Origin of the sequence: Methylobacterium sp. Leaf117 (genome assembly GCF_001422985.1) — a bacterium.
Lineage (GTDB): Bacteria > Pseudomonadota > Alphaproteobacteria > Rhizobiales > Beijerinckiaceae > Methylobacterium.
In genome coordinates this window covers 248,537-272,404 of sequence record NZ_LMNL01000012.1, presented here as the reverse complement: position 1 = coordinate 272,404, position 23,868 = coordinate 248,537, and the positions used below count along the sequence as shown (strand labels likewise).

23 protein-coding genes are annotated in these 23,868 nt (G+C 65.4%); 15 read left to right on the top strand and 8 right to left on the bottom strand.

Going from position 1 to position 23,868, the window contains the following annotated elements:
* Position 1: 1 nt before the first annotated feature.
* Genes ASF57_RS08300 through ASF57_RS08290 form a run of 3 tightly spaced genes read left to right on the top strand, consistent with a single transcriptional unit; the run spans position 2 to position 3,428 of the window.
* Positions 2 to 766, top strand: a complete 765-nt coding sequence (locus ASF57_RS08300) for a TIGR04290 family methyltransferase (protein ID WP_056481855.1) — start codon at positions 2 to 4, stop codon at positions 764 to 766.
* Complete coding sequence (locus ASF57_RS08295; RefSeq protein ID WP_056481852.1) at positions 763 to 1,677, top strand: hypothetical protein; 915 nt, start codon at positions 763 to 765, stop codon at positions 1,675 to 1,677. Before ASF57_RS08300 ends, ASF57_RS08295 begins: the two co-directional genes overlap by 4 nt.
* Positions 1,674 to 3,428, top strand: coding sequence for a hypothetical protein (locus ASF57_RS08290; RefSeq protein ID WP_156376019.1), 1,755 nt, complete (start codon positions 1,674 to 1,676; stop codon positions 3,426 to 3,428). Before ASF57_RS08295 ends, ASF57_RS08290 begins: the two co-directional genes overlap by 4 nt.
* A gap of 27 nt (positions 3,429 to 3,455) precedes the next feature.
* Here the strand turns inward: ASF57_RS08290 and ASF57_RS08285 are convergent, their stop codons facing one another.
* On the bottom strand, positions 3,456 to 3,824 hold the full coding sequence (locus tag ASF57_RS08285) for a PaaI family thioesterase (protein WP_082503826.1): 369 nt from the start codon (positions 3,822 to 3,824) through the stop codon (positions 3,456 to 3,458).
* 212 nt (positions 3,825 to 4,036) lie between these two features.
* On the opposite strand from ASF57_RS08285, the gene ASF57_RS08280 reads away from it, so the two are divergent.
* From ASF57_RS08280 to ASF57_RS26205, 3 genes are all read left to right on the top strand, one after another.
* Positions 4,037 to 4,462, top strand: a complete 426-nt coding sequence (locus ASF57_RS08280; RefSeq protein ID WP_056481849.1) for a CoA-binding protein — start codon at positions 4,037 to 4,039, stop codon at positions 4,460 to 4,462.
* Between the two features lie 204 nt (positions 4,463 to 4,666).
* Positions 4,667 to 5,989, top strand: coding sequence for an AAA family ATPase (locus ASF57_RS24570; protein WP_082503772.1), 1,323 nt, complete (start codon positions 4,667 to 4,669; stop codon positions 5,987 to 5,989).
* Position 5,990: 1 nt separating this feature from the next.
* Entirely contained in the window at positions 5,991 to 6,482 is a 492-nt protein-coding gene (locus ASF57_RS26205; protein WP_162241549.1) for a hypothetical protein, read from the top strand.
* A gap of 30 nt (positions 6,483 to 6,512) precedes the next feature.
* Here the strand turns inward: ASF57_RS26205 and ASF57_RS08275 are convergent, their stop codons facing one another.
* Positions 6,513 to 7,790 carry an MFS transporter gene (locus ASF57_RS08275; protein ID WP_056481846.1) on the bottom strand — a complete coding sequence of 426 codons (1,278 nt, stop codon included), beginning with the start codon at positions 7,788 to 7,790 and terminating at the stop codon, positions 6,513 to 6,515.
* A 530-nt stretch (positions 7,791 to 8,320) separates the two neighbouring features.
* Between ASF57_RS08275 and ASF57_RS08270 the strand changes: the two genes are divergently transcribed.
* The 4 genes from ASF57_RS08270 to ASF57_RS08260 all read left to right on the top strand — a co-directional run bounded on the left by ASF57_RS08270 (position 8,321) and on the right by ASF57_RS08260 (position 11,610).
* The gene (locus ASF57_RS08270; protein WP_056481844.1) at positions 8,321 to 9,601 is read left to right on the top strand and encodes an O-acetylhomoserine aminocarboxypropyltransferase; all 1,281 of its coding nucleotides are present in this window, start codon (positions 8,321 to 8,323) and stop codon (positions 9,599 to 9,601) included.
* 67 nt (positions 9,602 to 9,668) lie between these two features.
* Positions 9,669 to 9,830: a hypothetical protein gene (locus ASF57_RS25530; protein ID WP_156376018.1), complete on the top strand. Its 162-nt coding sequence runs from the start codon at positions 9,669 to 9,671 to the stop codon at positions 9,828 to 9,830.
* A gap of 62 nt (positions 9,831 to 9,892) precedes the next feature.
* Positions 9,893 to 10,279, top strand: coding sequence for a response regulator (locus ASF57_RS08265; RefSeq protein WP_056481841.1), 387 nt, complete (start codon positions 9,893 to 9,895; stop codon positions 10,277 to 10,279).
* Between the two features lie 35 nt (positions 10,280 to 10,314).
* A complete protein-coding gene (locus tag ASF57_RS08260; protein WP_056481838.1) occupies positions 10,315 to 11,610 on the top strand; it encodes an aminotransferase class I/II-fold pyridoxal phosphate-dependent enzyme in 1,296 nt (431 codons plus the stop codon).
* A 31-nt stretch (positions 11,611 to 11,641) separates the two neighbouring features.
* On the opposite strand, the gene ASF57_RS08255 is transcribed toward ASF57_RS08260, so the two are convergent.
* From ASF57_RS08255 to ASF57_RS08245, 3 genes are all read right to left on the bottom strand, one after another.
* Positions 11,642 to 12,598 (bottom strand): PAS domain-containing protein, encoded by a 957-nt coding sequence (locus tag ASF57_RS08255; protein ID WP_244476891.1) that lies wholly within the window; start codon positions 12,596 to 12,598, stop codon positions 11,642 to 11,644.
* Between the two features lie 338 nt (positions 12,599 to 12,936).
* A complete protein-coding gene (locus ASF57_RS08250) occupies positions 12,937 to 13,956 on the bottom strand; it encodes a PAS domain-containing protein (RefSeq protein ID WP_056481833.1) in 1,020 nt (339 codons plus the stop codon).
* A 393-nt stretch (positions 13,957 to 14,349) separates the two neighbouring features.
* Positions 14,350 to 15,249, bottom strand: a complete 900-nt coding sequence (locus ASF57_RS08245; RefSeq protein ID WP_244476890.1) for a PAS domain-containing protein — start codon at positions 15,247 to 15,249, stop codon at positions 14,350 to 14,352.
* On the opposite strand from ASF57_RS08245, the gene ASF57_RS26850 reads away from it, so the two are divergent.
* A complete protein-coding gene (locus ASF57_RS26850; RefSeq protein ID WP_244476900.1) occupies positions 15,133 to 15,504 on the top strand; it encodes a hypothetical protein in 372 nt (123 codons plus the stop codon). The genes ASF57_RS08245 and ASF57_RS26850 overlap by 117 nt on opposite strands.
* A 39-nt stretch (positions 15,505 to 15,543) precedes the next feature.
* Here ASF57_RS26850 and ASF57_RS08240 read toward each other — a convergent pair whose 3' ends face one another.
* From ASF57_RS08240 to ASF57_RS08230, 3 genes are all read right to left on the bottom strand, one after another.
* Entirely contained in the window at positions 15,544 to 17,883 is a 2,340-nt protein-coding gene (locus tag ASF57_RS08240) for an EAL domain-containing protein (RefSeq protein ID WP_162241547.1), read from the bottom strand.
* A gap of 67 nt (positions 17,884 to 17,950) precedes the next feature.
* A complete protein-coding gene (locus ASF57_RS08235; RefSeq protein WP_244476889.1) occupies positions 17,951 to 18,616 on the bottom strand; it encodes a TrmH family RNA methyltransferase in 666 nt (221 codons plus the stop codon).
* 220 nt (positions 18,617 to 18,836) lie between these two features.
* Positions 18,837 to 19,385 (bottom strand): formaldehyde-activating enzyme, encoded by a 549-nt coding sequence (locus tag ASF57_RS08230; protein WP_055952093.1) that lies wholly within the window; start codon positions 19,383 to 19,385, stop codon positions 18,837 to 18,839.
* Between the two features lie 320 nt (positions 19,386 to 19,705).
* On the opposite strand from ASF57_RS08230, the gene ASF57_RS08225 reads away from it, so the two are divergent.
* From ASF57_RS08225 to ASF57_RS08210, 4 genes are all read left to right on the top strand, one after another.
* On the top strand, positions 19,706 to 20,356 hold the full coding sequence (locus ASF57_RS08225) for a TadE/TadG family type IV pilus assembly protein (protein ID WP_082503770.1): 651 nt from the start codon (positions 19,706 to 19,708) through the stop codon (positions 20,354 to 20,356).
* 40 nt (positions 20,357 to 20,396) lie between these two features.
* Complete coding sequence (locus tag ASF57_RS08220) at positions 20,397 to 21,074, top strand: TadE/TadG family type IV pilus assembly protein (protein WP_056481820.1); 678 nt, start codon at positions 20,397 to 20,399, stop codon at positions 21,072 to 21,074.
* Positions 21,075 to 21,084: 10 nt separating this feature from the next.
* Entirely contained in the window at positions 21,085 to 22,440 is a 1,356-nt protein-coding gene (locus ASF57_RS08215) for a pilus assembly protein TadG-related protein (RefSeq protein ID WP_156376017.1), read from the top strand.
* Between the two features lie 159 nt (positions 22,441 to 22,599).
* The gene (locus tag ASF57_RS08210) at positions 22,600 to 23,811 is read left to right on the top strand and encodes an NADP-dependent isocitrate dehydrogenase (RefSeq protein ID WP_056482733.1); all 1,212 of its coding nucleotides are present in this window, start codon (positions 22,600 to 22,602) and stop codon (positions 23,809 to 23,811) included.
* Positions 23,812 to 23,868 lie beyond the last annotated feature (57 nt).

The window sequence follows — 23,868 nt, the reverse complement described above, 5'->3', positions numbered from 1 at the left end:
CATGATGAGATCCGAGGATCGCCTGCGCGGCGAGATCGACGCGCTCGGCCCGTGGTTCCACAACATGAACCTCGACGGCGTCTGGACCGCCCCGAACCATTTCCTCGGGGATTATCCGGCGCTCAAATGGCGCGGTTTCGCCGATGCTCTTCCGGCGGACCTGACGGGAAAGAGCGTTCTCGACATCGGCTGCAACGGCGGCTTCTACGCCATCGAGATGAAACGACGGGGCGCGGCGCGGGTCCTCGGCCTCGATTCCGATGCGCGCTACCTGGCGCAGGCCCGCTTCGCCGCCCGGGTGACGGGACAGGACATCACCTTCGCGCAGGGGTCGGTCTACGACGTCGGGGCGCTGGGCGAGCGCTTCGACGTCGTGCTGTTCATGGGCGTGCTCTACCACCTGCGGCACCCGCTCCTGGCGCTGGACCTCATCCGCGAGACCGTGGCGAAGGACCTGCTGGTGTTCCAGTCGATGCAGCGCGGCTCGCGCGAGGTGGTGCCCGTGGCCGGCGACTACGATTTCTTCGAACCCGCGCCCTTCGCCGAAGCCGGTTACCCGAAGCTGCACTTCATCGAGGAGCGCTACGCGGGCGATCCGACCAACTGGTGGGTGCCCAACCGCGCCTGCACCGAGGCCATGCTGCGGGCGAGCGGCTTTGCCATCGTGGGGCACCCGGAGGAGGAGGTCTATCTCTGCCGTTGCGCGGAGAAGGCCGCGCCCGGGGCGGTCTATCCGGCGCGCCCGGCACAGGAGATCCCCGCGTGATCGAAGCCGCGATGCTCTGGAACGAGCCTAACAACAAATCCCATTGGGACCCGGAGCTTGACCCCGAGTGGCGCCTGTTCGCCGAGATGGTGAGCGCCGCCGGCCATGCCATCCGGGCGGAAAACCCGAGCCTGCCGCGGGTGCTTGGCGGGATCTCTCCGATCGATCCGGGCTTCATCCGGCGCATGGAGCGGGCGGGCGCCCTCGATGCGGTGGATGCCGTGGCGGTGCACGGCTTTCCCCTCGATTGGAACCTCTGGCAGGTCCACGAATGGCCGGCCAAGATCGCCGAGATCCGGGCGGTGACGCACCTGCCGGTCTGGGTCTCGGAGGTGGGCATTTCGACCTTCGGCGCCGAGGAGGTGCAGCGCTGGGGCGTCGACCGGACGGCGGAGCTGCTGATCGGCCAGGCGCCGCGCATCCATTGGTACAGCCTCTACGATCTGCCGCGCGAATGGGAGGCCACCACCCGCCATCGGGAGGCCGAGGGTTCCTCCTATTACCGCCATTTCCACATGGGCTTGCTGCGCCAGGACGGCACGCCGAAGCTGGCCCTGGAGGCGTTCGCCCGGCATACCCCGGCTTTGGGGCTGTGCCAGTGGTTCCACTACGAGGACCACCGCTTGGACGAGGCGGTGGCCTGGATGAAGCGCCTCGGGGTGACCTACCTGCGCACCGGCCTGTCCTGGGCCGACAGCTTCCGCCCCAACGCCCTCGATTGGTTCGATCGGCAGATGCGGGCGCTGGAGGATTTCGACGTCACGGTGACGTTCTGCTTCACGCCGGAGCATCGCGGACTGGCGCCGCACCACACCAGTCCGCCCCAGGATCCCAACGAGTTCGCCGAATTCTGCGCCGCGATGGTGCGCCGCTATGCACCGGGGCGGGTGAGCGCTGCCGTCCACCGGTGATCGTGTTCGGCAAGCGGGATCGCCCCCAAGACCCGCGCGACCTCATTGCGGAGATCGCGGGCGGGCTCGGGGCGGCGCGAGACGCCGAGGGCCTGCGCCGGCACGAGGCCCTGGCGGCGGCTTTGATCGCGGCCGGGATGTTGCTGCAAGGCCTTGCGGATGCTGACCTTTCGGCCCGCGGCACCGATGCCCCCTCCCCGGCCCAGGACGGCGCGACGGGGCTGATCCTGCGGCTGGCCGAGGCGGTCCTGGCCTCCTGGGCGGGCGGATTTCACCGCGACGTGCCGGATCTCGACGGGGCTCTGGCGGAGCTCGCCGGGCTGGCCCTGCCGCCGGAGATCGCCACGCGATGGGCCGAGGGCTTTGCGTTTTACGCAATATATCCAGAGACTTACGGGATCGCCGCGCGGACCGCGGGGCTCGCGCCGGACACGCTGGTGATCGGCCTGCGCAGCATCGGGGCGCCGCTCGCCGCCATGGTGGCGGCCGGAATCGGCAGCCGGCGCCTGCTCACGGTGCGGCCGGTGGGGCACCCGTTCCGGCGGCACCTGGCCCTGTCGGAGGCGGTGGAGGCGACGATCCGGGCGGCCCGGAATGTGGCCGTGGTGGACGAGGGGCCGGGCCTGTCGGGCAGCTCCTTCGGGGCGGTGCTCGATGCGCTCGACCGGCTCGGGGTGGCGGAGGATCGGGTCACCCTGTTCCCGAGCCACGACGGAATGCCGGGGCCGCAGGCCTCGGAAAAGCACCGCCGGCTTTGGGCGCGGATAGCCCGCCGGACCCTGTCGTTCGACGCCTGGGCGGGTGCGCCGGAGCGGCCGGATCAGGCGCTCGGGGCCTGGGTCACCGACCTCGTGGGGGGTGAACCGGCGCCCCTGGAGGACATGTCCGGCGGGGGCTGGCGCCGCCAATTCTGGGCCGATCCGGGCGACTGGTCGCCGGTGAATGCCTGGCAGGAACGACGCAAGTTCCTGATGCAACAGGGAAACACCACCTGGCATATCAAATTCGTAGGTCTCGGATCCGAGACCCGGCGCAAGCACGCGACGGCCCGGGCGCTCCAGGCGGCCGGGTTCATCCCGGAGGTGGCGGGCCTGCGCCACGGCTTCCTGGTGGAGCGCTGGCACGGGGAGGCGGTGCCCCTGCGGGCGGACCAGGGGGAGGCCTGGATCGCCCGGATCGGCGACTATCTGGCTTTCCGGGCCACGGCGTTTCCGGCCCCGCCGGAGGCCGGGGCGGACCTGTCCACGCTGGTGGCGATGGCCCGGCACAATGCCGGGGAGGCCCTGGGCGCAGAGCGGGCGCGGGCTCTGGAGCGGTGGTCGGAGGTGCGGCTCGCGGCGCTGGAGCGGGGGGTGCGACGGGTCGAGACCGACAACCGGATGCAGCCCTGGAAGTGGCTGACGCTGCCCGATGGGCGGCTCCTGAAGGCCGACGCGCTCGACCATGCGGCGGGGCACGACCTGATCGGGGCGCAGGATATCGCGTGGGATCTGGCCGCCGCGATCGTCGAGTTCGACCTGCCAAAGCAGGCCGGCGTATACCTGCAGGGTCGCGTCGAGGTCACACGGAATCGCCCCCTCGATCCGGCGCTGATCGATGTCATGCTGTGCTGTTATGTGGCATACCAGATAGGTGCGCTGACCCTGGCCGAGGGTGCCACCCGCGACCCCGCCGAGGCCGCCCGGCTGGGGCGGCGCCGCGCGGATTTCCGCCGCCGCCTGCACGCTGCGCTTGACGCCTTTGGCGGCTGAACCTCCGGCGGTGCCAGCGATCCGGCCTCAGCGATTCGGCGGGATCGCGTAGGTGCCGGTGGCGTGGCAGACCAGGGGGGCGCCGTCCGGCCCGGTGATATGGACCTCGCCGACCGCGAGACGCCGGCCGAGCTTGAGCAGGCGGGCGGTACCGAGCAGCCCGGTTGGGCCGGGCCTGCGCAGGAAGTTGAAGTTGAGGCTGGTGGTGACGGCGAGCGCCACCGGGCCGAGGCTGGCCAGGATCGCCGCGTAGAGGGCGTAGTCGGCCAGCGCCATCATCGACGGACCGGAGACCGTGCCGCCGGGGCGGAGATGGCGGTCGTGGTGGTCCATCCGCATCCGGGCGAGGCCGGGGCCGACCTCCACGAGGTGATAGGTCCGGCCGCCGGCCTCCATCTGCGGGAAGGCCGATGCGAGGAAGGCCACGGTCTCGGCAAGGGACAGGGCTTGCGGCAGCGCGTCCGGCGACGGATCGGGCGAGGCGGCGGAGGCAGGGTCGGGCGAGGTGTGGGGCAAGGTGTCGGGCAAGGTGTGGGGCAAGGTTTCGACCCAGTGTTCGGACAGGCTTCACCTTGCAGCATGCTCCGGCATGCCCGACAAGATCAGGGATGAGCCCGAACCACGACGCCTACGACCCTGCCCTGATCCGCCGGGTGCTCGCCGAGACCCGCAGCATCGCCCTGGTGGGCGCCTCGGCCAATCCGGCCCGGCCGAGCCACCACGTCATGGAATTCCTGCTGGCGCGCGGCTACCGGGTGATCCCGGTCAATCCCGGGCTCGCGGGGCAGAGCCTGCTGGGCCAGCCCGTCATCGCCCGCCTCGCCGACCTGACCGAGCCCGTCGACATGGTCGAGATTTTTCGCAGTTCGGATGCGGCCGGCGGCGTGGTGGACGAGGCCCTGGCTTTGCCCTGGGTGCCACGGTTCATCTGGATGCAGATCGGGGTGCGGGATGATGCCGCCGCCGTACGGGCCGAGGCGGCGGGGTGTGTGGTGGTGATGGATCGATGTCCGAAAATTGAATTTAACCGATAAAATTATTGAGATATACGTTAGATAATAAATGTATAATCTATAATAACAGTAACAATACCACATAAAGTAGCTTTAATATTTGCACTAAAGATATTTATGGCGGCATCTTTATCCAGCGCGATTTTCCTAGTGAATACGAATTTTGTAGATTTAGAACGCAATCCTTCCTAGACTTACTAAGCCGAGCCGAATTTTGAGGCCATAATGCCGACCCTAGTGATCTCTGACTTTTCATGCATAAAAGAAGCAAACCTTACCCTTGCTCCTGTAAACGTCATTATTGGCCCGCAAGGAAGCGGCAAGAGCGTCACAACGAAACTTACTTTTTTCTTTTCAGACATAATGAGTAATTTTCAACAAGCCGCTGAACGGGGCGACACTATAGAAGATTATAAACGAAGCCTTTCTAGATCTTTCAACATTTGGTTTCCTCCATCTGCCTGGGGGCAGGGAAGATTTAATATTAGTTATGTTTCGGGCGCCTTTAGCGCACGTGTTTTACGACGGAAAAGCCAAGGTAAGCTTAGAGATGATGTCTCGATAACTTTTTCTGAGTGGTTTACCGACAGCTACAAGCGTTCTGCTGATTTATTTGACAAAACGCGATCAGGTGAAGAAATTGAGGACCTGAATGCTGTACAAGTAGGTGATGTTATTGATCGAACGTATCGAGTTCGAGACGTGATACATCGAAAGATGCTTGCAGAACTAGGAAACGACTTCGTTTCGAGGCAAACCTTTGTTCCGGCAGGAAGAGCTTTTTTCACAAGTATTGGAAGACTTGTCGCCGGATTCGAGCAGGCTGGAAGTTTAGATCCAATTACTATTAAGTTCGCTAGACTATTTGCAAATATTAGAGATAGATCTGCCCGTCGATTTTCGATAAAAAATAGCCGCTTGAGTGACGAATTTCACGAGCGCCGCTTTCTGTTCATGAGTAAGCTTTTTGGAGGTGAAATTAAATTTGAGCAAGACACAGAGTTTGTTGAAACTGAAGACGGAAGAAAAATTCCTTTTTCATCTCTATCGAGCGGACAGCAGGAGTTGCTGCCCATGTGGTCGCTTATGGATTACTTTAGTGAAATGGACGCCTTGCGATTTCCTTCAAGCCGGAGGTCTTCACGGCGGTCTACAGAACTAATCTATATTGAGGAACCTGAGGCGCATCTATTTCCGTCAGCGCAAAGTCTTTTACTCGAATTCTTGATAGGCTCAATTGCATCAGAGCGAAATCAAAGAAGTTTGATTCTAACTACTCATAGCCCCTACATCATGGCCAACTTAAATGTTTTCTTGAAAGCTGGCCAACTCGCAAGAAGGAAAAAACGAAATCAGGATATCAATAATGTGGTTCCTCGTGAGTGCTGGCTAACTGAGAGCCAGCTGTCAGCCTTTGCGATTGAGGACGGAAAGCTAAGAAGTTTGATTGATGATGATCTTATGATTGACGGTAGATATCTAGATCAAATCTCTGAGGATATTTCTCGGCAGTTTTCTAAGTTACTGCAAATCGAATCAGAGATTTGAAATGACAAAAAAAATTTCGAAGAAGCCGACGTCACCCAGGTCGCCAAAAGTTTCCGGAGATAGCTGCACTATAGTTGTGAGTCACAAGCTTGTCAAAGTAGAAGAAAATAAAAGGAAAGCTGTGTTTCGCAATCCAGAAAGTAAGGAATATCGAATTACAAAAGTTGACAACTGTGTTGTAACCGAAGGACCGCGCACTGATTATTTGGTGAGCGAAAAAGGTTCTGTTTCAGTTCTTGTTGAATTGAAGGGTAAAGATGTTGAACATGCATGTGAGCAACTATTTGCTTCAGCTGATCACGCATCTGTGAGGCCTTTACTTGAAAGTAGGATAGGATTTGTAATAGTATGTAGTAAATATCCAAGATTTGATACCTTTGTTGCCAAAGCAAAAAATACGGCTGCCAAACGTTACAAATCTGGCTTCCATGTCATTTGCGACCAACGCGAGCTGGATATCATTCGAGCTGTTGCTATTGATGGACCTTACTAGAACAAATATAGGTTTCTCGTTGGGGTTTTGTCAGGATGCAAGCTCCGTTCGTTGCGTCTCCACCATCAACGCCACAGCCACAAAGCTAACCCCAGCCGCGATCGCCAAATACAGCCCCACCCAACCCACACCGCCCCATTCCGACAGCCGCTGCGCCAGATACGGCGCGGCGGAGGCGCCGAGGATGCCGGCGAGGTTGTAGGTCACGGAGGCGCCGGTGTAGCGCACGCGGGTCGGGAACAGTTCGGGCAGCAGGGCGCCCATGGGGCCGAACAGCCAGCCCATGGCGAACAGGCCGAGGCACAGGAAGCCCAGGACGAGGCCGCCCTGGCCGCTGCCGAGCATCGGGCCCATCAGCAGGCCGAGGCTGGCGGTGAAGACGAGGCCGGAGAGCAGGACGGGGCGACGACCGTAGCGGTCGGCGGCCCAGCCCGAGAGCGGGATGCCGAGGCCCATGAACAGCACGGCGACGCATTCGAACAGCAGGAAGGTCGGCCGGGTGAAGCCGAGGGTCGAGACGCCGTAGCTCAGGGCGAACACGGTGGAGAGGTAGAACACCGCGTAGCAGGCCACCATCGCGAAGGTGCCGAGCAGGGTGGCGCGGATGTATTTGGTGAAGATCACCGCCAGCGGCACGCGCTCGGGGGCGGCCTTCTCCAGGGCGGCCTTGAACACCGGGGTCTCGGTGAGTTTCAGCCGGACATAGAGCCCGACGCCGACCAGCACGGCGCTGGCCAGGAACGGGATGCGCCAGCCCCAGGCCTGGAAGTCGGCCGGGCTCAGCGCCAGGGCAAGGCCGAGGAAGCCCAGATTGGCGGTGATGAAGCCGACCGGCGCCCCGAGCTGCGGGAAGATGCCATAGAGCGCGCGCCGGCCCGGCGGGGCGTTCTCCACCGCCAGCAGGGCCGCGCCGCCCCACTCGCCGCCGAAGCCTACGCCTTGGCCGAAGCGCAGGACGCAGAGCAGGAAGGGCGCCCACCATCCGGCGGTGGCATAGGAGGGCAGGCAGCCGATCAGCACCGTCGACAGGCCCATGATCATCAGGGAGGCCACCAGCGTCGCCTTGCGCCCGACCCGATCGCCGAAATGCCCGAAGAACGCGGCGCCGAGGGGGCGCGCGATGAAGGCGATCGAGAAGGTGGCGAAGGCCGCCAGCGTCTGCACCGCCGGATCGCCGGGCGGGAAGAAGATCGGCCCGATCACCAGCGCGGCGGCGGTAGCATAGACGTAGAAGTCGTAGAACTCGATCGCGGTGCCGACGAAGCTGGCGATGAGGATGCGGGCGGCCGGAACGGTGTCGCTGGGCATGGTCGGGCGGAGGGCTGTGTGGCGGGGGGCTGTGTGGCTCATGCGCGCGGCCTTAGCGCACGCGCGACCGGCAGGATAGCGCTGGTTTGGTGCGGCGATGGCGGGTTCCCCTCCCCCTTGTGGGGAGGGGTTAGGGGTGGGGGTGGACGGGTGACCCTCGGCTGGCGGCGCGTGCATATTCCGGTCTGCAATTTCCGGTTTGCAAGCCGGACTGTTTCATAGAACACCCGGTCATCCCGGGGCCGCGCAGCGGAGCCCGGGATCCAGAAACACAGGTTGTGCAAACGTGAACGCGGTTGGCGGCTCTGGATTCCGGGCTCGCCTACGGCGCCCCGGAATGACGGCGCTTCATCCCGGCGATCGCCCGGCTTTCCAAAAGACAGGCCCGGCCCGCCCCCGCCTTGACCCCCTCCCCCGTCCGGCATAAAGAACTAACGTTCGTTTCAGCGGATGGCGGCCTCTTCACCCGGCTTCTGGCGGGGCGTAGAAGACACGCATGTGCGGGCCGGCGGGCCCGGGAGGATTTTGCGATGACCGATCGTCTGCCCGGCTTCAACACGCGCGCCATCCATGCCGGCGCGGCGCCCGATCCGACCACGGGCGCGCGGGCGACGCCGATCTACCAGACCGCCTCGTTCGTGTTCGACGATGCCGAGCACGCCGCCTCGCTGTTCGGGCTCGAGGCCTTCGGCAACATCTATTCGCGCATCACCAACCCGACCAACGCGGTGCTGGAGGAGCGCGTCGCCGCGCTGGAGGGCGGCACCGCCGCGGTGGCGGTGGCCTCGGGCCACGCGGCCGAGTTCCTGGTGATGCACGCCCTGATGCAGCCGGGCGACGAGTTCATCGCGGCCGACCGGCTCTACGGCGGCTCGATCAACCAGTTCAACCATTCCTACAAGAACTTCGGCTGGAATGTGGTCTGGGCCCAGACCGACGATCCGTCGTCGTTCGAGCGCGCGATCACGCCCCGCACCAAGGCGATCTTCTGCGAGTCCATCGCCAATCCGGGTGGCGTGATCACCGACATCGCGGCGTTGTCCGAGATCGCCCGGCGCCACAACATCCCGCTCATCGTCGACAACACGATGGCGAGCCCCTACCTGATCCGCCCCTTCGAGCACGGGGCCGACATCGTCGTGCACTCGGCGACCAAGTTCCTCGGCGGCCACGGCAATTCCATCGGCGGCCTCGTGGTCGACGGCGGCACCTTCCCGTGGGCGGGCGATGCGCGCTTCCCCATGCTGTCGGCCCCGCGCCCGGAATATGCCGACAAGGTGCTGGCCGAGACCTTCGGCAACTTCGCCTTCGCCATCGCCATCCGGGTGCTCGGCCTGCGCGACCTCGGGCCGGCCCTGTCGCCGTTCAACGCCTTCCTGCTGCTCGCCGGCATCGAGACCCTGCCGCTGCGGATGCAGCGCCATTGCGACAACGCGCTGGCCGTCGCCACCTTCCTGCAGGGCCACCCGGCGGTGGACTGGGTCAGCTATCCGGGGCTGGAGACCGACCGCTACCACCAGCTCGCCCGGCGCTACACGCCGAACGGGGCCGGGGCGGTGTTCACCCTCGGGCTCAAGGGCGGCTACGAGGCCGGCGTGAAGCTGGTCTCCGGCCTGACCCTGTTCTCGCATTTGGCCAATATCGGCGACACCCGCTCGCTGATCATCCACCCGGCCTCGACCACCCACCGCCAGCTCACCGATCCGCAGCGGATCGCCGCCGGGGCCGGGCCGGAGGTGGTGCGCCTGTCGGTCGGCCTCGAAGATCCACAGGATTTGATCGCGGATCTCGACGCGGCCCTGACGGCTTGAGCGGCGGCCGTGTTAACGCATCCTTTACCACGCGCGGTGGACCCTGGTCCGGCGACCCTCGGAGGCGATGATGTCGGCCTGGGCCACTGTGGACTCGATCAACGACGGATTGGCGTTCCTCGCCATCCTGGCCGGGCTGGTGTCGCTGGCGATCGCCTTCGCGCCGGAGTTGCCCGGTCGCCGCGTCACCGCGCCGGCGAAACGGATGCGCGACACCACCCGTTATTGACGGCACTGCCGGCGGGGAATAGGCCCCGACCGTCCCCGTATCGCGAGAACGTCCGGCCGCCGATGACGCAACCCCAGCCAGACCTCCCCGTCGTGCTCCTCGTCGAAGATGACGGCCTGCTCCTGATGGAAGCCGCCGACACCCTCGCGGATGCCGGGTTCGAGGTGCTGGAAGCGAGCCACGCCGACAACGCCCTCACGGTGCTGGAGACGCGCAGCGACGTCGACGTGCTGATGACCGATGTCGACATGCCGCGCGGCTCGATGGACGGCTTCGCGCTCGCCCGCCTCGTGGCCCATCGCTGGCCCACCATCCCCGTCCTCGTCGTCTCCGGCATGGGCACGCCCGGCCCGAACGACATGCCCGACGGGGCGCGCTTCATCCCGAAGCCCTACGAGCCCTCGACCCTGGTCCGGACCCTGCGCGCCTTCACCCACCGCGCCGCCTGACCGCTCACCGCGCCCTTCACAGACGGGAGGCCCCGATGGCCACCGAGACCCAGACCCACCGCTTCGCGACCCAGGCCATCCATGCCGGCGCCGCGCCCGACCCCGCCACCGGCGCGCGGGTCCAGCCGATCTACTTCACCAACGGCTTCGTCTTCGAGGACACCCAGCAGGCGGCGGACATCTTCGCCCTGCGCCGCACCGGGTTCTCGTATTCGCGCGGCTCGAACCCCACCGTCGCCGCCCTGGAGCGCCGCGTCGCCGCCCTGGAGGGCGCCAAGGCCGCCGTGGCGGTGGCGTCGGGCCAGTCGGCCGTGCTGATGGTGCTGATGACCCTGATGAAGAGCGGCGAGGCTTATGTCGCCTCCTCGCGCCTGTTCGGCGGCTCCCTCGGCCTGATGAATCGCCTCGACGCGCGCTACGACCTCAAGCCCCAGTTCACCAAAGGGCTGACCCCGGCCGATTTCGAGGCGCAGATCACCCCGGAGACCCGGGCGATCGTGTGCGAGTCGATCGTCAATCCGTGCGCGACCGTGATGGATCTGGCCGGGATCGCCGAGGTGGCGCACCGGCACGGGCTGCCGCTCGTCGTCGACAACACTCTGGCCTCCCCGGCCCTGATCCGGCCGATCGAGCACGGCGCCGACATCGTCATCCACTCGACCTCGAAGTTCCTCGGCGGCTCGGGCCAGACCATCGGCGGGGTGATCTGCGATGCCGGCCGCTTCGACTGGGCGGCGGTGCCCGGACGCTACAACCTGATGAGCGAGCCCTGGGCCGATTACGACGACCTCGTGCTCACGGAGCGCTTCCCGGATTTCGCCTTCGCGTCGGCCTGCCGCGTCTTCGGGATGCGCGAACTCGGCCCCGGCCTGTCGCCGATGAACGCCTTCCTGACCCTGACCGGCATCGAGACCCTGCCGCTGCGGATGGAGCGGCACTGTTCCAATGCCCGGGCGGTGGCGGCCTTCCTCAAGGACCATCCGGCGGTGGCCTGGGTGAGCTACCCGGCCCTGCCCGGCCAGGCGGGCGAGGCCATGGCGGCCCGCTACGTGCCGCAGGGTCCGGGCTCGATCTTCACCGTGGCGCTGAAGGGCGGCGAGCCGGCGGCGGTCAAGTTCATCATGAGCCTGAAGCTGATCTCGCACCTCGTGAACATCGGCGAGATCAAATCCCTGGCGATCCACCCGGCGACCACAACCCACCGCCAGCTCGACCCCGCCGACAAGGCCGCCGCCATGGTCGGCCCGGAGACGGTGCGCCTGTCGATCGGTCTCGAAAACGTCGAGGACCTGATCGCCGACGTGGAGCAGGCCCTCGCTCAGCTCGGCTGAGGCCGCTCCCTTCGCCACGACCGTCAGCGCGCTACGTCGCGCTGACGCCGATGACGCCGCCTTCCATCAGGGAGAAGCGGATGCCGAAGCGGCGCAGGGTCGCCACGGCCTTGTGGCGGGACTGCAGCGCGATCCCGTCGATGTTCTCCTCCATGCGCTTGACGGTGGAGAGCGACAGGCCGGCGGCCTCGGCGAACTGGGTCATCGACCAGTCCAGCAGGGCACGGGCGGCGCGCAGATGACGTCCGTCGATGGCCTGCTCGAGACCTTCGAGAAATTGATCGGCGACCGGCGACATGGTCGAGCCCATCGGGCGGGTGACGCCGGCCCATTCCCGGACATCCCCGCCCTCAGAACGGACCGGGACGATGAAGCTCTCGAAGCGGCCGCGGTTGTTGCCGGCAAGGCGCAAGAGAGCGACCGACCGGTAGGCCTTCCCGGCCTCCAGCAATACTCCGTTCTCGACCCGCATACGCTCCCGGTCCTCGTCCACGATGGCCACGAACGCATCGGTCGCGATGTCACTCATCGGAATGCCGGTCATTTCCGACGATTCTTCCTGCGATGAGAACCGATTGGTCTCATGGCTGGAGAAGGTCAGAATGCGCTTTTCCAGAAACAGCGCCCGCCGATGCCGTTTCTCGGTCAAACGCGCCTGTTGCAGGATCGCCTGATCCGTCACGTCCAGCACGACCCCGGCCGCGCCACGGGGACGTCCGTCCACTCCCAGATAGATCTCGGTCCGAGCCGACAGCATGCGGACGGTTTTGTCCGGTCGGAGGATGCGGAGAGTCTGCTGGCCGAGCGTCACGCCGTGCCTCAGGTCGGCGCCGGTCTGCACCCTGTGGCGGTCCTGGGGATGGATCAGGCCGACCAGACGATCGTAGCTCGGCCGGGTACTCTGGGCGTCGAGGCCGAGCACGTGGAACAGGCCCGGCGACCAGACGTGCTGGTGGTCGACGAAACGCCAACCCCAGGTTCCGGTCATACCCTGGCTCTCGATCAGGGTGAGGAAATACCGGGATGAGAATCCGAGGTCGTCGACGTCCATGCGTTTCGGGCCAAAAACCAACAAAAGCTAGTTTCGACCTATAGTGACGATTTCGGTCCGGGATCAACACGCGGTAACACAAGTTTACGTCAGTCAATCGAGAGTTGCATGAACGAACTCAAGCATCTTTCGGTCAGGACGAACTATCCATAGCAAGGAGGGCAGGCCGACACCCAGGCGAGCCGGCGTCGATGACGCTCATTTCAATCCGGACGCTGAGTTTGCCGAACCGGACGCTGATTTTTTGTCTCGCGAGGTTCGGTCGACCGAGCACTTCATGTCGCGCTGACGCCGATGACGCCGCCGTCCATGAGGGAGAAGCGGATGCCGAAGCGGCGCAGGGTTTCCATGGCCCGGTGTCGGGATTGGCTCGCGATCCTGTCGACGTTCTCCTCCATGCGCTTGACGGTGGAGAGCGACAGGCCGGCAGCCTGGGCGAGATCGGTCATCGACCAGTCCAGAAGCGCGCGGGCGGCGCGCAGATGGCGCCCGTCGATGGCCTGCTCAAGGCCCTCGCGAAGCCGGTCGTCGGCCAGGGGTGTGTGCGATCCGATGGGGCGGGTCAGGCTGCTCCAGTCCACCACCACGCCGGCCGCATCGCGGATCGGAACGGTGAACACCTCGAAGCGCCCGCGATCATCGCCGGCCAGGTACAGGACGGGTTTCGTCACATGCACCAGCCCTGAGCGCTGGCCCTCGATGCTCAGCCCGCGCCAATGCTCGCGCTCCTCGCGAACCACCGACTGGAAGGCATCGGCCGAGATGTCCTGGAGCGGCAGGCCTGTCAACTCGGAGGCCTCCTGGGGCATCGAGAACGCGTAGTCCGGATCGTTGGAGAAGGTCAGTGTCCGCGTCTGCCGGAACAGGGCTCGCCTGCGCTGCTGCTCGGTGATGCGGGCCTCGCGCAGCCGCTCCTGGTCCGTCACGTCCAGCACGACGCCGGCCGCGCCGCGCGGACGTCCGTCCGCCCCGAGGTAGATCTCGGTCCGGGCCGACACGACACGGATTGTATTGTCCGGACGGAGGACGCGGAGGGTCTGCTGGCCGAGCGTCACGCCGTGGATCAGGTCGAAGCTGGTCTGCATCCTCTCGCGATCCTCGGGATGGATCAGGCCGACGAGACGATCGTAGCTCGGCCGGGTGCTCTGGGCGTCGAGGCCGACGACGCGGAACAGGCCCGGCGACCAGATGTGCTGGTTGTCGGCAAAGCGCCAGCCCCAGGTGCCGGTGACCCCCTGGCTCTCGATCAGGTTCAGAAACTGTCCAGACGAAAATACGAGATCGTCGACGTTCATTGGTGTCCGACCGAAGAAAAACAACAAATGATATTTAAATTGTATAATGTCAAATCGAGCAAAGCATATTCGTGTATGATGCAACTTAAAGTCAGCTGTCTGGCGTAAGAAACATGTAAATCAGACCGGATGGCGGTCGGTGCCGAACTATTCGCGCGACGCGGTCGGCGTTGAACCCATGGCGAAGCGGTGCCGACGTTCGTCAGAGCCTGACGCTGTTCTTGCCCCGGGCGCATAACGTCCACCGGGCCGCCGCATGGTCCGGCCCGACACGGTGCCGGCGTCGACCGCCCTGGAGCATGCCGGGCACCTGATCACCGATGGAATGCAGGCCCCGGCGCGACGCGGCCGAGGGGCTTATCCCAGGCAGGGTGCCTCGGCCGACGGAGCGCGTCAGGTCGCGCTGACCCCGATGACGTTGCCCTCCATCAGGGAGAAGCGGATGCCGAAGCGGCGCAGGGTCGCCACCGCCTTGCGACGGGACGCCGGCGCGGAGCCGTCGACGTTCTCTTCCATGCGCTTGACCGTCGACAGCGACAGGCCGGCAGCCTGGGCGAGGTCGGTCATCGACCAATCGAGCAGGGCACGGGCGGCGCGCATGTGGCGCCCGTCGATGGCTTGTTCGAGCCCCTCCAGAAGCAGTTCGGTGGCCGGAGAGGCCTTCGAGCCCATCGGCCGGGTGATGCCGGCCCATTCTCGGATCGCTCCGCCCGCATCGCGGATCGGGACGATGAACGCTTCGAACAAGGCCCGATCATGCCGGGCGATGCGCATGTGGGGCGTCACCCGGAAGGCCCTTCCCGCCGCCAGTGCCTCGGCATTCTCGGCCCGCGCATGCTCCCGCTCATCCGCGACGATCGTCACGAACGCGTCGGCTGCGATTTCGTCCGATGAGAGGCCGGTCAGTTCGGAGGCTTCCTCCTGACAGGTGAACAGATGGGACTGGTCGCTGAAGAACGTCAGGATGCGCTGGTCGTCGTACCAGGCGCGGCGGCGGCGCTGCTCGGCCATGCGCGCCTCCCGCAGAATCTCCTGATGCGTCACGTCCAGCACGACCCCGGCCGCCCCGCGTGGGCGCCCGTCCGGGGTGAGATAGATCTCGATCCGGGACGACAGCACACGGATCGCGCCGTCCGGTCGGCGGATGCGCAGTGTCTGAGGGCCGAGCGTCACGCCATGGAGCAGGTCGACGCCGGTGTCGACCGTGTCCCGATCCTGCGGATGGATCAGGCCGACCAGACGATCGTAGCTCGGCCGGGTGGTCTGCGGGTCAAAGCCGAGGACGCGGAACAGGCCCGGCGACCAAACGTGCCGGTTTTCGGCGAATTGCCAACTCCAACTGCCGTTGACACCCTGGCTCTCGATCAGATCCAAAAAACAACGAGAGGAAAATTCGAGGTTGTCGACGTTCATTTGAATTGCGCCGGGAAACTCATCAACGATACTGGCGTCTATATTATCATTTGTCAATCAAGAGCAATAGAGATCAATACAACCAGGAGTTGGTTTGCGGCCTATCGACGTGCGTATCGTGACTTGGTTTCTTGATGGCTTGGACGGTTCGGGGCGCCCTAACCGGAGGCCGGATCATGCAGTCTGAAGCGCGATTCCCGCTTCCGCGGCCCCGAGCAGGTCCGGGCGGTTGCGGAGAAAGCCCGGGACCCGGTTTGCCGCCATCGGCTTGGCATGGAGGTAGCCCTGCACGGAGGTACAGCCGCGGTCGCGCAAGAAGTCGGCCTGTTCCACCGTCTCGACGCCCTCGGCGGTGATGTCGAGCCCGAGGCTTCGACCGAGTTGTAACACGGCGGTGACGATGGCGGCATCGTTGGTGTTGCGTCCCAGGTCCCGGATGAAGCTGCGGTCGATCTTGATCTCGTCGACCGGAAATTGCTTGAGGTGGGTGAGCGAGGCGTAGCCGGTGCCGAAATCATCGAGCGCCACGCGGATGCCGGCCGCGTGCAATTCGGACAGGACGCCGCTGACCCGGTCCACGTGGCTGCCGAGCAGGACGGTCTCGGTGACTTCGACTCCGACCCGCGCGCGCGGGAGGCCGGCGCCGTCGACGTCGTCGAGGAAGGCCTGGGTCAGATCGCCGTGCGCGAACTGCACCGAGGCGAGGTTGAGGAAGACCCGGCCCGGCTCGAGTCCGAGGCCGATCCAATGCAGGATGTCGGCGATGATCTGCCGGCGCAGGGCGTCGCTCGCCGCGATGCCGATCTCTCCGTCGTCGAACACGGCCGAGAAGTCCCGGGGCTTGAGCAACCCGCGGGTCGGGTGCTGCCAGCGCGCCAGGGCCTCGAAGCCGATCACGGCCCCGGACAGCATGTCGATCTTCGGCTGGTAATGGGCCACGAGTCCGCTGCCCATCTCCAGGGCCGCGCGCATCTCGCGGGTCACCGTCACCCGGTCCTCGATGCTGGCCCGCAGCGCCGGCGCGAACAGGGTGGCGCGGTTGCGCCCCGAGGCCTTGGCGGCGTAGAGTGCGAGATCGGCATTGGTGAACAGGTCCGCCGGATTGCGCGCGTGCTCCGGATAGAGCGCGAGGCCGAGGCTCGCCCGGAGCGAGACGACCCGCCCGCCGATCGGCATCGTGGGACGCAGGGCGTCGAGGATGCGCGCCGCGACGTCGTGGATGCGGCTCCGGCCGGACCCGTCGGTTCCGCAGGAGAGGATGACGAATTCGTCGCCGCCGAGCCGGGCCACGAGATCGTCGGGGCCGATCACCTGACACAGCCGCCGGGCCACCTCCTTGAGCAGGGCGTCGCCGGAATCATGCCCGAGGGTGTCGTTGATCTCCTTGAACGCGTCGAGGTCGAGGAGGATGAGCCCGACCTGCGCGTCCTCGGAGGCGGCGCGCGCCAGGGCGGTGTCGAGCGTCGCCTGGAACAGGGCCCGGTTGGCGAGGCCGGTCAGCACGTCGTGGTTGGCGGCGAGGCGGATCTGCGCCTCGGCGGCCTTGCGGCTGGTGATGTCGACGAGGCTGGAGACGTGGCAGACGATCCCGTCGACCTGCAGCGTCTCGACCGACAGGAGCACGTCGCGGCGCTCGCCCGTGAGGACCTCGATGCTGGTCTCCCGGTCCCGGATCACCGCCTGGCGGCCCAGGATCTCCTGCACCTGATGGTGATCGGCCTGGGAGAGGAAATGCCGGGTCCCGTAATTGGTCAGAACGTCACCGGCGCCGATCTCGAAAAATCGGAATCCGGCATCGTTGGTGCTGACGAGTCGTCCAGTGGCGGCGTTCGACATGACGATCGGCACCGGGACCGCCCGGAACATCGCCTCGAACAGCTCGCGGCTCTCCGCGAGTTCGCCGCTCACCTTGCGCTCGGCTCCGGCCGCAGCCCATTCGAGCCGCCTCAGGCGGTTCGAGCGCGCGACGAACAGCAGGATCGTCAGGATCGCCAGGCTGACCTCGATCGTCATGCCGATGCCCGCGGCGGGCGCGGATCGCGGCATCAGGTATCCCGCCAGCAGGACGATGCCGGAGAAGCTGCCGGCGATGGCCGTCCAGGCGAAGCTCAGCGGCAGCAGGAGCATGAAGGCGGAGGGAACCAGAAGGGTCGCCAGGACGGCGTTGTCCGTCCGCGACCCGCAGAGGCAGCCGATGGCCACGCTCACCAGCACCTGCCACAGGATGAGGAGCTGCTGCAGCCGGGCGAACGTCCGGATATGCGGCAGGGCGACGAGCCCGCCCAGGGTCGCCAACAGGATGGTGAGGCGTGCCACCAGCATCTCGCCGAGACCGTCCTGACCGCTGATGAAGCTCGCATCGTTGGCAAACAGCAGCACGTTCACCGCGATGCAGGTCAGGAAGATCACCCACGTGTGCCGCAGCGTCTCCGGCAGGCGCTCCGCCTGGAACGCCGCTTCGCGGGAGGCGGAGGCGAACTCGCCGCCGAACGTGGTGAGACGATGAAGAGGCATGGGGCTGTAGGCTGCCATGCAAATATAGCGACGCCGTTAAGATCGCCTGTTCTTGGATGTGTTGCCGTCAGTTTGTCTTGCGAGTCATGAGGGCGCGCAAAGCGCCGCGCATCGTCCGCACATCCTGCTCGGTCATGGCCATGCGGTGGAGCATGTCGCGCATGTTCCGGGCGATGATGTCCCGCTTCTCGGGCGGATAGAACCCGGCCCGGGCCAGGCCCTCCTCCAGGGACGCGAACAGGGAGGCCATCGCCTCGCGGGTGGCGGGCGGCGACAGCATCTCCCCGGTGAAGGGCAGCGCCGACAGGCCGGCGGCCCGGCGCCACTCGTAGCCCATCAGCAGGACGCCCTGGGCGAGGTTCAGCGACGAGAAGCGCGCGTCGACCGGGAAGGTCACGATGGCGTCGGCGAGCGAGACCTCGTCGTTGTCGAGGCCCGCACGCTCGCGCCCGAACAGGATGCCGACGCGCTGGCCGGTGCGCCCCGCCACGTCGCGCATGGCCTCGTCCGGGGCGTAGACCCGCTTCATCTGCCCGCGCTCGCGGGCGGTGGTGGCCAGCACGTAGTGCAGATCGGCGATCGCCTCGCCGAGGGTGGCGTGAACGGAGGCGCCGTCGAGGATGTGGGTGGCGCCGGAGGCCGCCTCGCGCACGCCCTTCTTGGGCCAGCCGTTCTTCGGCGCCACCAGACGAAGCTCCGACAGGCCGAAATTCGCCATGGCGCGCGCGGTCATGCCGATGTTCTCGGCGAGCTGCGGCTGGACCAGGATGACGACCGGGCCGGCGGGCGGGTTCGGGTCTGGCGGGTTCAGGTCTGGCGGGTTCGAGTCTGGTTGGGTCGAGGCTGGTTGGGTCATGGCGTCGGCAGCGGGTGGGGCGGCGGGCATCCGCGCCCTGTCGCACGAGCCGGGCGCGACGGCAAAGCGCCGCCGGCCCGGCCGGGCGTGGTCCGTCTCAGATCTTTCCGTCGAGACCCATCTGATAATACTTGTGGATGATCTTGTCCTGGTTCTCCAGCAGCCAGTCGATCGAAGGCTCGTTGGTCATCGCCTTGCGGATCGCCTCGGTCATGCCCCGGCGCTGGATGTCGAACAAAGCCTTGTGATCGACGGTCTCGGCCTCGATCACGCCGGGGCTGAGCCAGACCGAGCAGATGATGCCGAGGTCGTTGGCCTTCTCCTTGGGGATGTAGCCGGCCCGCACCGCGTCGAGCACGCCGTTGGCGATGGCGAACTGCACCGTGCCCATCAGGATCGAGGTGTACTTGCTCTCGGTGACGCTGACCTTGGAGACGCACAGCGTCACCGGCCGCACCATGATGTCGGTGTTGAGGAGGGCGAAGACGCGGCTGTGGCCGACGACCTGATCGCCCGTCAGGGTGGCGAGCGCGGTGCCCACCGGACCGTCGAGTTCGCCGATGATGACTTCGGGCTCGGAGGCGGTGTTCGGCGGGCCGCCGGCGACCAGGGCCTCGCCGGCCCGGAGGATGATGCGTTCGCTCATGGTGATCTCGTCGCTGATGGTGGCGGACAGGGGCCGCAGGCGGTTCGAGAGGCGCCCGGCGACCGTCGGATCCGCAGATTCCGGTTGTTGCGGGCAATGTCCAGCCCTGGCCCAGCCCTGGCCCGGCCGTGGTCCGGGCTTGATCCAGACATGAACCAGGATTGCGGGCGCATCCGGGAGATCGGGCCGGCCTTGGCCGATGACCGCGACCTTCGACGACCGGCGTAATGCGACCTTAAGGCTTGGCGCGCATTGCTGGTCTAGACGGATTCGGACTGCGGATAGTCGGAGTGAATTCAAAGGAGCCCGCGGGTCTCACAATGACGGCACGGATTATAGACCCGGATCGACAGACATCTGGCGCCGCAACGACCGTCCTGCCGTTCGCAACGCGGTGCAAGAGACGGTTGTACGGATTTCGACGCTCCGCCAGCGGCGCGACAGCAGTCGAGTTCGCCATGGTCATGCCGTTGTTCATGCTCGTCTTCGTCGAAATACTTCAATGCGGCCTGTATATCTTCTGTTATGCGGCCGTTGAGAAGGCGACGGCCGATGCGAGCCGCGCCGTCATGCTCGGCGCGCTGACGCAGGGCGCGTCCACCGCCAACGGGTTCCGCGAGACGGTCTTCTGCACCAAGCTGATTGCCGGTCTGTCGTGCGACCGGATCATCACCAGCCTTCAGACCACGACCCTGACCGGCTCCGGCGGCGGATTTGCCGCCTTCATCAACCCGGAGGAGACCGGCCTCGTCCCGGTGGTGATGGACAAGGATCGGACGCCGTATTGCCCCGGTGCGCCGGGGACCTACGGCTACATCCAGGTCTTCTATCCGGTGCCGGTGTTCAGCTTTCTCTGGCTCGGCCTCAATCTCGGCACGGACTCGACTTTCGGGAAGGTCTCCTACGCGCGGGCGGCGATCGCCTTCCGCAACGAGCCCTTCACCACGCGCAACGTCCAGGTCCCATGCTGAGGCAGCCATGAGCCTTCGACTCTGCAGCCTTCGACTTTGCATGAGCCTGCGACGTCTCACGAGCCGCCGGACCCTCAAGCGGTTCCGCGCCGACCGGCGTGGGATCGCGATCGTCGAGTTCGCCCTGATCGTTCCAGTGATGATCATCCTGTCGGCGGTGACCTTCGACCTGGTCCGCTACATCATCATGATGCGCAAGGTGGAGCTGGCCGCCAGCACCCTGGCGGATCTCGTCGCCCGCAACGACACCGGCAGCATCACCCAGACCGACATCCTGGCGATCTCGCGCGCCCAGCTCGTGATGTTCCCGGAGGCCATGAAGGCGGCCAGGGAGCAGAACGTCTCGGTCTGGACCCTGCTGAAATGGTCGCTGTCGGGCGTCCAGTTCCGGACCCTCCCCCTCGGCTGCACCACGACCTGCACCTTCGTCCCCCGTGTCACCTGGACGTCGGGTCAGGGGCGCTCCTGCACCGACGTTCTGGTCGCGGCCCCCAACACCGCGGGGCCGAGCCCGGCGACGCTCCCGAACGACACCTTCGGGCCGGGGTTCCTCGTCGTGGCCGATGTCGTGTTCGACTACAAGCCGCTGATCGCCCAATCCGTGGTCGGCTCCGTCCGCATCGCCAAATCCTTCTACCTCTCGCCGCGCTACGTCGCCGGGATCGCCTTCGACCCGAGCGGCGGCACGACGACCGCCCGTGCCTGCCCTGCGTCGTGAGGCCCTCCCGATGATCGCCGCTCCCCTCTCCCGGTTCACGCGTCGCCTGCGTGCCGATCGCGGCGGCAACGTCGTCCTGATCTTCGCCCTGAGCCTGGTGCCGCTGATCGGCATAACGAGCCTCGGGCTCGATTACATGCGCGGCGTCAACTACCGGACCCATTTCGACCGTGCGGCGGACGCCGCCACCATCACCGCCATCGCGACGGCGCGGGACTACATTTCGCAGAATCCGAAGGGCGAAGATGACCCGACGCAATCGGCCCTGGCGCTGGCAAAGGCGCGCGGGCTCGCCGCTTTCCGGGTCAATGCCGGGCCGATGCTCACCAGTCTGCCGCTCATCCCGGACCTGACGGTGACCCGCACCGGCGGCGTCATCATGGCGCAGGTGACCTACGGCTCGAGTTTCCTGTCGCCGTTCAGCAAGGTCCTGGGCGATATGGCGTCGGTCGCGGTCGCGGGAAAATCCGTCTCCAGCCTGACGCTCAGCAGCTACGTCGATTTCTACCTGCTGCTCGATACGTCCGGCTCGATGGGCTTTCCGACCTCGCCCGTCGCGCAGACCGAGTTCGGCAAGCTCAACCCCGACATGAACGAAGGACTCCCCAACAACTGTTCCTTCGCCTGCCATTTCCCCGGATGGAAGGGCTTCGCCCTATCGAAGAAGTACAATGTCGAGCTTCGCATCGCGACGGTGAGCAACGCGGTCCAGGGATTGATTGCCAAGGCCAAGAGCAACCTGACCCTGAACAATCAGTTCCGCATCGGCCTGTACCCGTTCGTAAGCAAGCTCGAAACCGCCGCCGGCATTACCTCCGACTTCGATTCGCTGACCAATGTCGATCTCGAGAATTACATGGATATCGGCATGGAATCCGTTCCGCGCGGGAGCGGCGGGACGCACTACGACAACGTCTTTCCGGTGGTCAATCGCATGATCACCAGTGTGGGCGACGGCTTGAGCGCGAAGCGGGCGCTGCCCTACGTGTTCGTGGTGACGGACGGGATGAACAACAACCAGACTTACGAGGCGCCCAAACGCCCGGGCGATCTGCCCAAATGGACGGGATCGCAGGCGGGACCGCTCGATCCGTCCCTATGTCAGCCCTTGAAGGACCGGGGCATCACCATCTCGATCCTCCATATCCCGTATGTGCCGATCGCGAAGCCGAATCACCCGTTCCCGGCCGTCCAGGCTGAGAATTACCGGGTGAACAGCCTGATTCCGAAGGTGCCCGAAGCACTGCAAAAATGCGCGTCGCCGGGCTACTTCCGCACCGCGAGTTCGGCCACCGAGATCCAGGAGGCGCTGAACGCGATGTTCGATCAGGCCACCAAGATCGCGCGCCTCGTCGCGGCTCCCTGACAGGGCAAAAGGTTTGTCAGCGCGCAGGCCCCGAAGACGGGTCCGGGACAGGGCTGCCGCGCTTCCGCCTCGGGACCGCGCGGGCTAAGGACGGCGCGGGACCGGCATCCGCCTTGCGGGGAGCCGGTGGACATCCTGGCTCAGGAAGGCGTGCTGCTGATGGACAAGATCAAGGTTGCGAACCCGGTCGTCGAACTCGACGGCGACGAGATGACCCGGATCATCTGGAGCGAGATCAAGAACAAGCTGATCCATCCCTACCTCGATCTGAACCTCGAATATTACGATCTCGGCGTCGAGCACCGCGACGCCACCAACGATCAGGTCACCGTGCGGGCCGCCGAGGCGATCAAGCGGCACGGCGTCGGCGTGAAATGCGCGACCATCACCCCCGATGAGCAGCGGGTGAAGGAATTCAACCTGAAGGAAATGTGGAAGTCGCCCAACGGCACCATCCGCAACATCCTCGGCGGCGTGATCTTCCGCGAGCCGATCATCTGCCAGAACGTGCCCCGCCTGGTGCCGGGCTGGACCCAGCCGATCGTCGTCGGTCGCCACGCCTACGGCGACCAGTACAAGGCCACCGACTTCAAGGTGCCGGGCAAGGGCCGCCTGACCATCAAGTTCGAAGGCGACGATGGCACGGTGATCGAGCGCGAGGTCTTCAAGTTCCCGAGCGCCGGCGTCGCCCAGGCGATGTATAACCTCGACGATTCGATCCGCGACTTCGCCCGCGCCTCGATGAATTACGGCCTCAACCGGAAGTACCCGGTCTATCTCTCGACAAAGAACACCATCCTCAAGGCCTATGACGGCCGCTTCAAGGACCTGTTCGAAGAGGTCTTCCAGAACGAGTTCAAGGCGAAGTTCGACGCCGCCGGCATCACCTACGAGCACCGCCTGATCGACGACATGGTGGCCTCGGCCCTCAAGTGGTCGGGCGGCTACGTCTGGGCCTGCAAGAACTACGACGGCGACGTGCAGTCCGACACCGTGGCGCAGGGCTTCGGCTCGCTCGGCCTGATGACCTCCGTGCTGCTCACCCCCGATGGCCGGACTGTCGAGGCCGAGGCCGCGCACGGCACGGTGACCCGCCATTACCGCGAGCACCAGAAGGGCAAGGAGACCTCGACCAACTCGATCGCGTCGATCTTCGCCTGGAGCCGTGGCCTCGCGCACCGCGCCAAGCTCGACGACAACGCGGCTTTGGCCACCTTCGCCGCCACCCTGGAGAAGACCTGCATCGACACCGTCGAGGCTGGCTTCATGACCAAGGACCTCGCCCTCCTGGTCGGTCCGAATCAGAAGTGGCTTTCGACCACCGGCTTCCTCGACAAGGTCGACCAGCACCTGAAGACCGCGATGGCCTGAGACGGCCGAATCCGTAGCCCTCACGCGGGCGCGGGGTCGTTCTTTCGTCTCTGCCGG

Bases quoted from the DNA above. Each gene is read 5' to 3' on its own strand.
- ASF57_RS08215 (WP_156376017.1), top strand. From the start codon at position 21,085: ATGATCGCCGCTCCCCTCTCCCGGTTCACGCGTCGCCTGCGTGCCGAT.
- ASF57_RS08275 (WP_056481846.1), bottom strand. From the start codon at position 7,790: ATGCCCAGCGACACCGTTCCGGCCGCCCGCATCCTCATCGCCAGCTTC.
- ASF57_RS08210 (WP_056482733.1), top strand. From the start codon at position 22,600: ATGGACAAGATCAAGGTTGCGAACCCGGTCGTCGAACTCGACGGCGAC.
- ASF57_RS26205 (WP_162241549.1), top strand. From the start codon at position 5,991: ATGACAAAAAAAATTTCGAAGAAGCCGACGTCACCCAGGTCGCCAAAA.
- ASF57_RS08235 (WP_244476889.1), bottom strand. From the start codon at position 18,616: ATGACCGCGCGCGCCATGGCGAATTTCGGCCTGTCGGAGCTTCGTCTG.
- ASF57_RS08260 (WP_056481838.1), top strand. From the start codon at position 10,315: ATGGCCACCGAGACCCAGACCCACCGCTTCGCGACCCAGGCCATCCAT.
- ASF57_RS08250 (WP_056481833.1), bottom strand. From the start codon at position 13,956: ATGAACGTCGACGATCTCGTATTTTCGTCTGGACAGTTTCTGAACCTG.
- ASF57_RS08225 (WP_082503770.1), top strand. From the start codon at position 19,706: ATGACGGCACGGATTATAGACCCGGATCGACAGACATCTGGCGCCGCA.
- ASF57_RS08220 (WP_056481820.1), top strand. From the start codon at position 20,397: ATGAGCCTGCGACGTCTCACGAGCCGCCGGACCCTCAAGCGGTTCCGC.
- ASF57_RS08240 (WP_162241547.1), bottom strand. From the start codon at position 17,883: ATGCCTCTTCATCGTCTCACCACGTTCGGCGGCGAGTTCGCCTCCGCC.
- ASF57_RS25530 (WP_156376018.1), top strand. From the start codon at position 9,669: ATGATGTCGGCCTGGGCCACTGTGGACTCGATCAACGACGGATTGGCG.
- ASF57_RS08230 (WP_055952093.1), bottom strand. From the start codon at position 19,385: ATGAGCGAACGCATCATCCTCCGGGCCGGCGAGGCCCTGGTCGCCGGC.
- ASF57_RS08285 (WP_082503826.1), bottom strand. From the start codon at position 3,824: ATGGAGGCCGGCGGCCGGACCTATCACCTCGTGGAGGTCGGCCCCGGC.
- ASF57_RS08270 (WP_056481844.1), top strand. From the start codon at position 8,321: ATGACCGATCGTCTGCCCGGCTTCAACACGCGCGCCATCCATGCCGGC.
- ASF57_RS26850 (WP_244476900.1), top strand. From the start codon at position 15,133: ATGGAGCAGGTCGACGCCGGTGTCGACCGTGTCCCGATCCTGCGGATG.
- ASF57_RS08300 (WP_056481855.1), top strand. From the start codon at position 2: ATGATGAGATCCGAGGATCGCCTGCGCGGCGAGATCGACGCGCTCGGC.
- ASF57_RS08265 (WP_056481841.1), top strand. From the start codon at position 9,893: ATGACGCAACCCCAGCCAGACCTCCCCGTCGTGCTCCTCGTCGAAGAT.
- ASF57_RS24570 (WP_082503772.1), top strand. From the start codon at position 4,667: ATGCCGACCCTAGTGATCTCTGACTTTTCATGCATAAAAGAAGCAAAC.
- ASF57_RS08280 (WP_056481849.1), top strand. From the start codon at position 4,037: ATGAGCCCGAACCACGACGCCTACGACCCTGCCCTGATCCGCCGGGTG.
- ASF57_RS08255 (WP_244476891.1), bottom strand. From the start codon at position 12,598: ATGACCGGAACCTGGGGTTGGCGTTTCGTCGACCACCAGCACGTCTGG.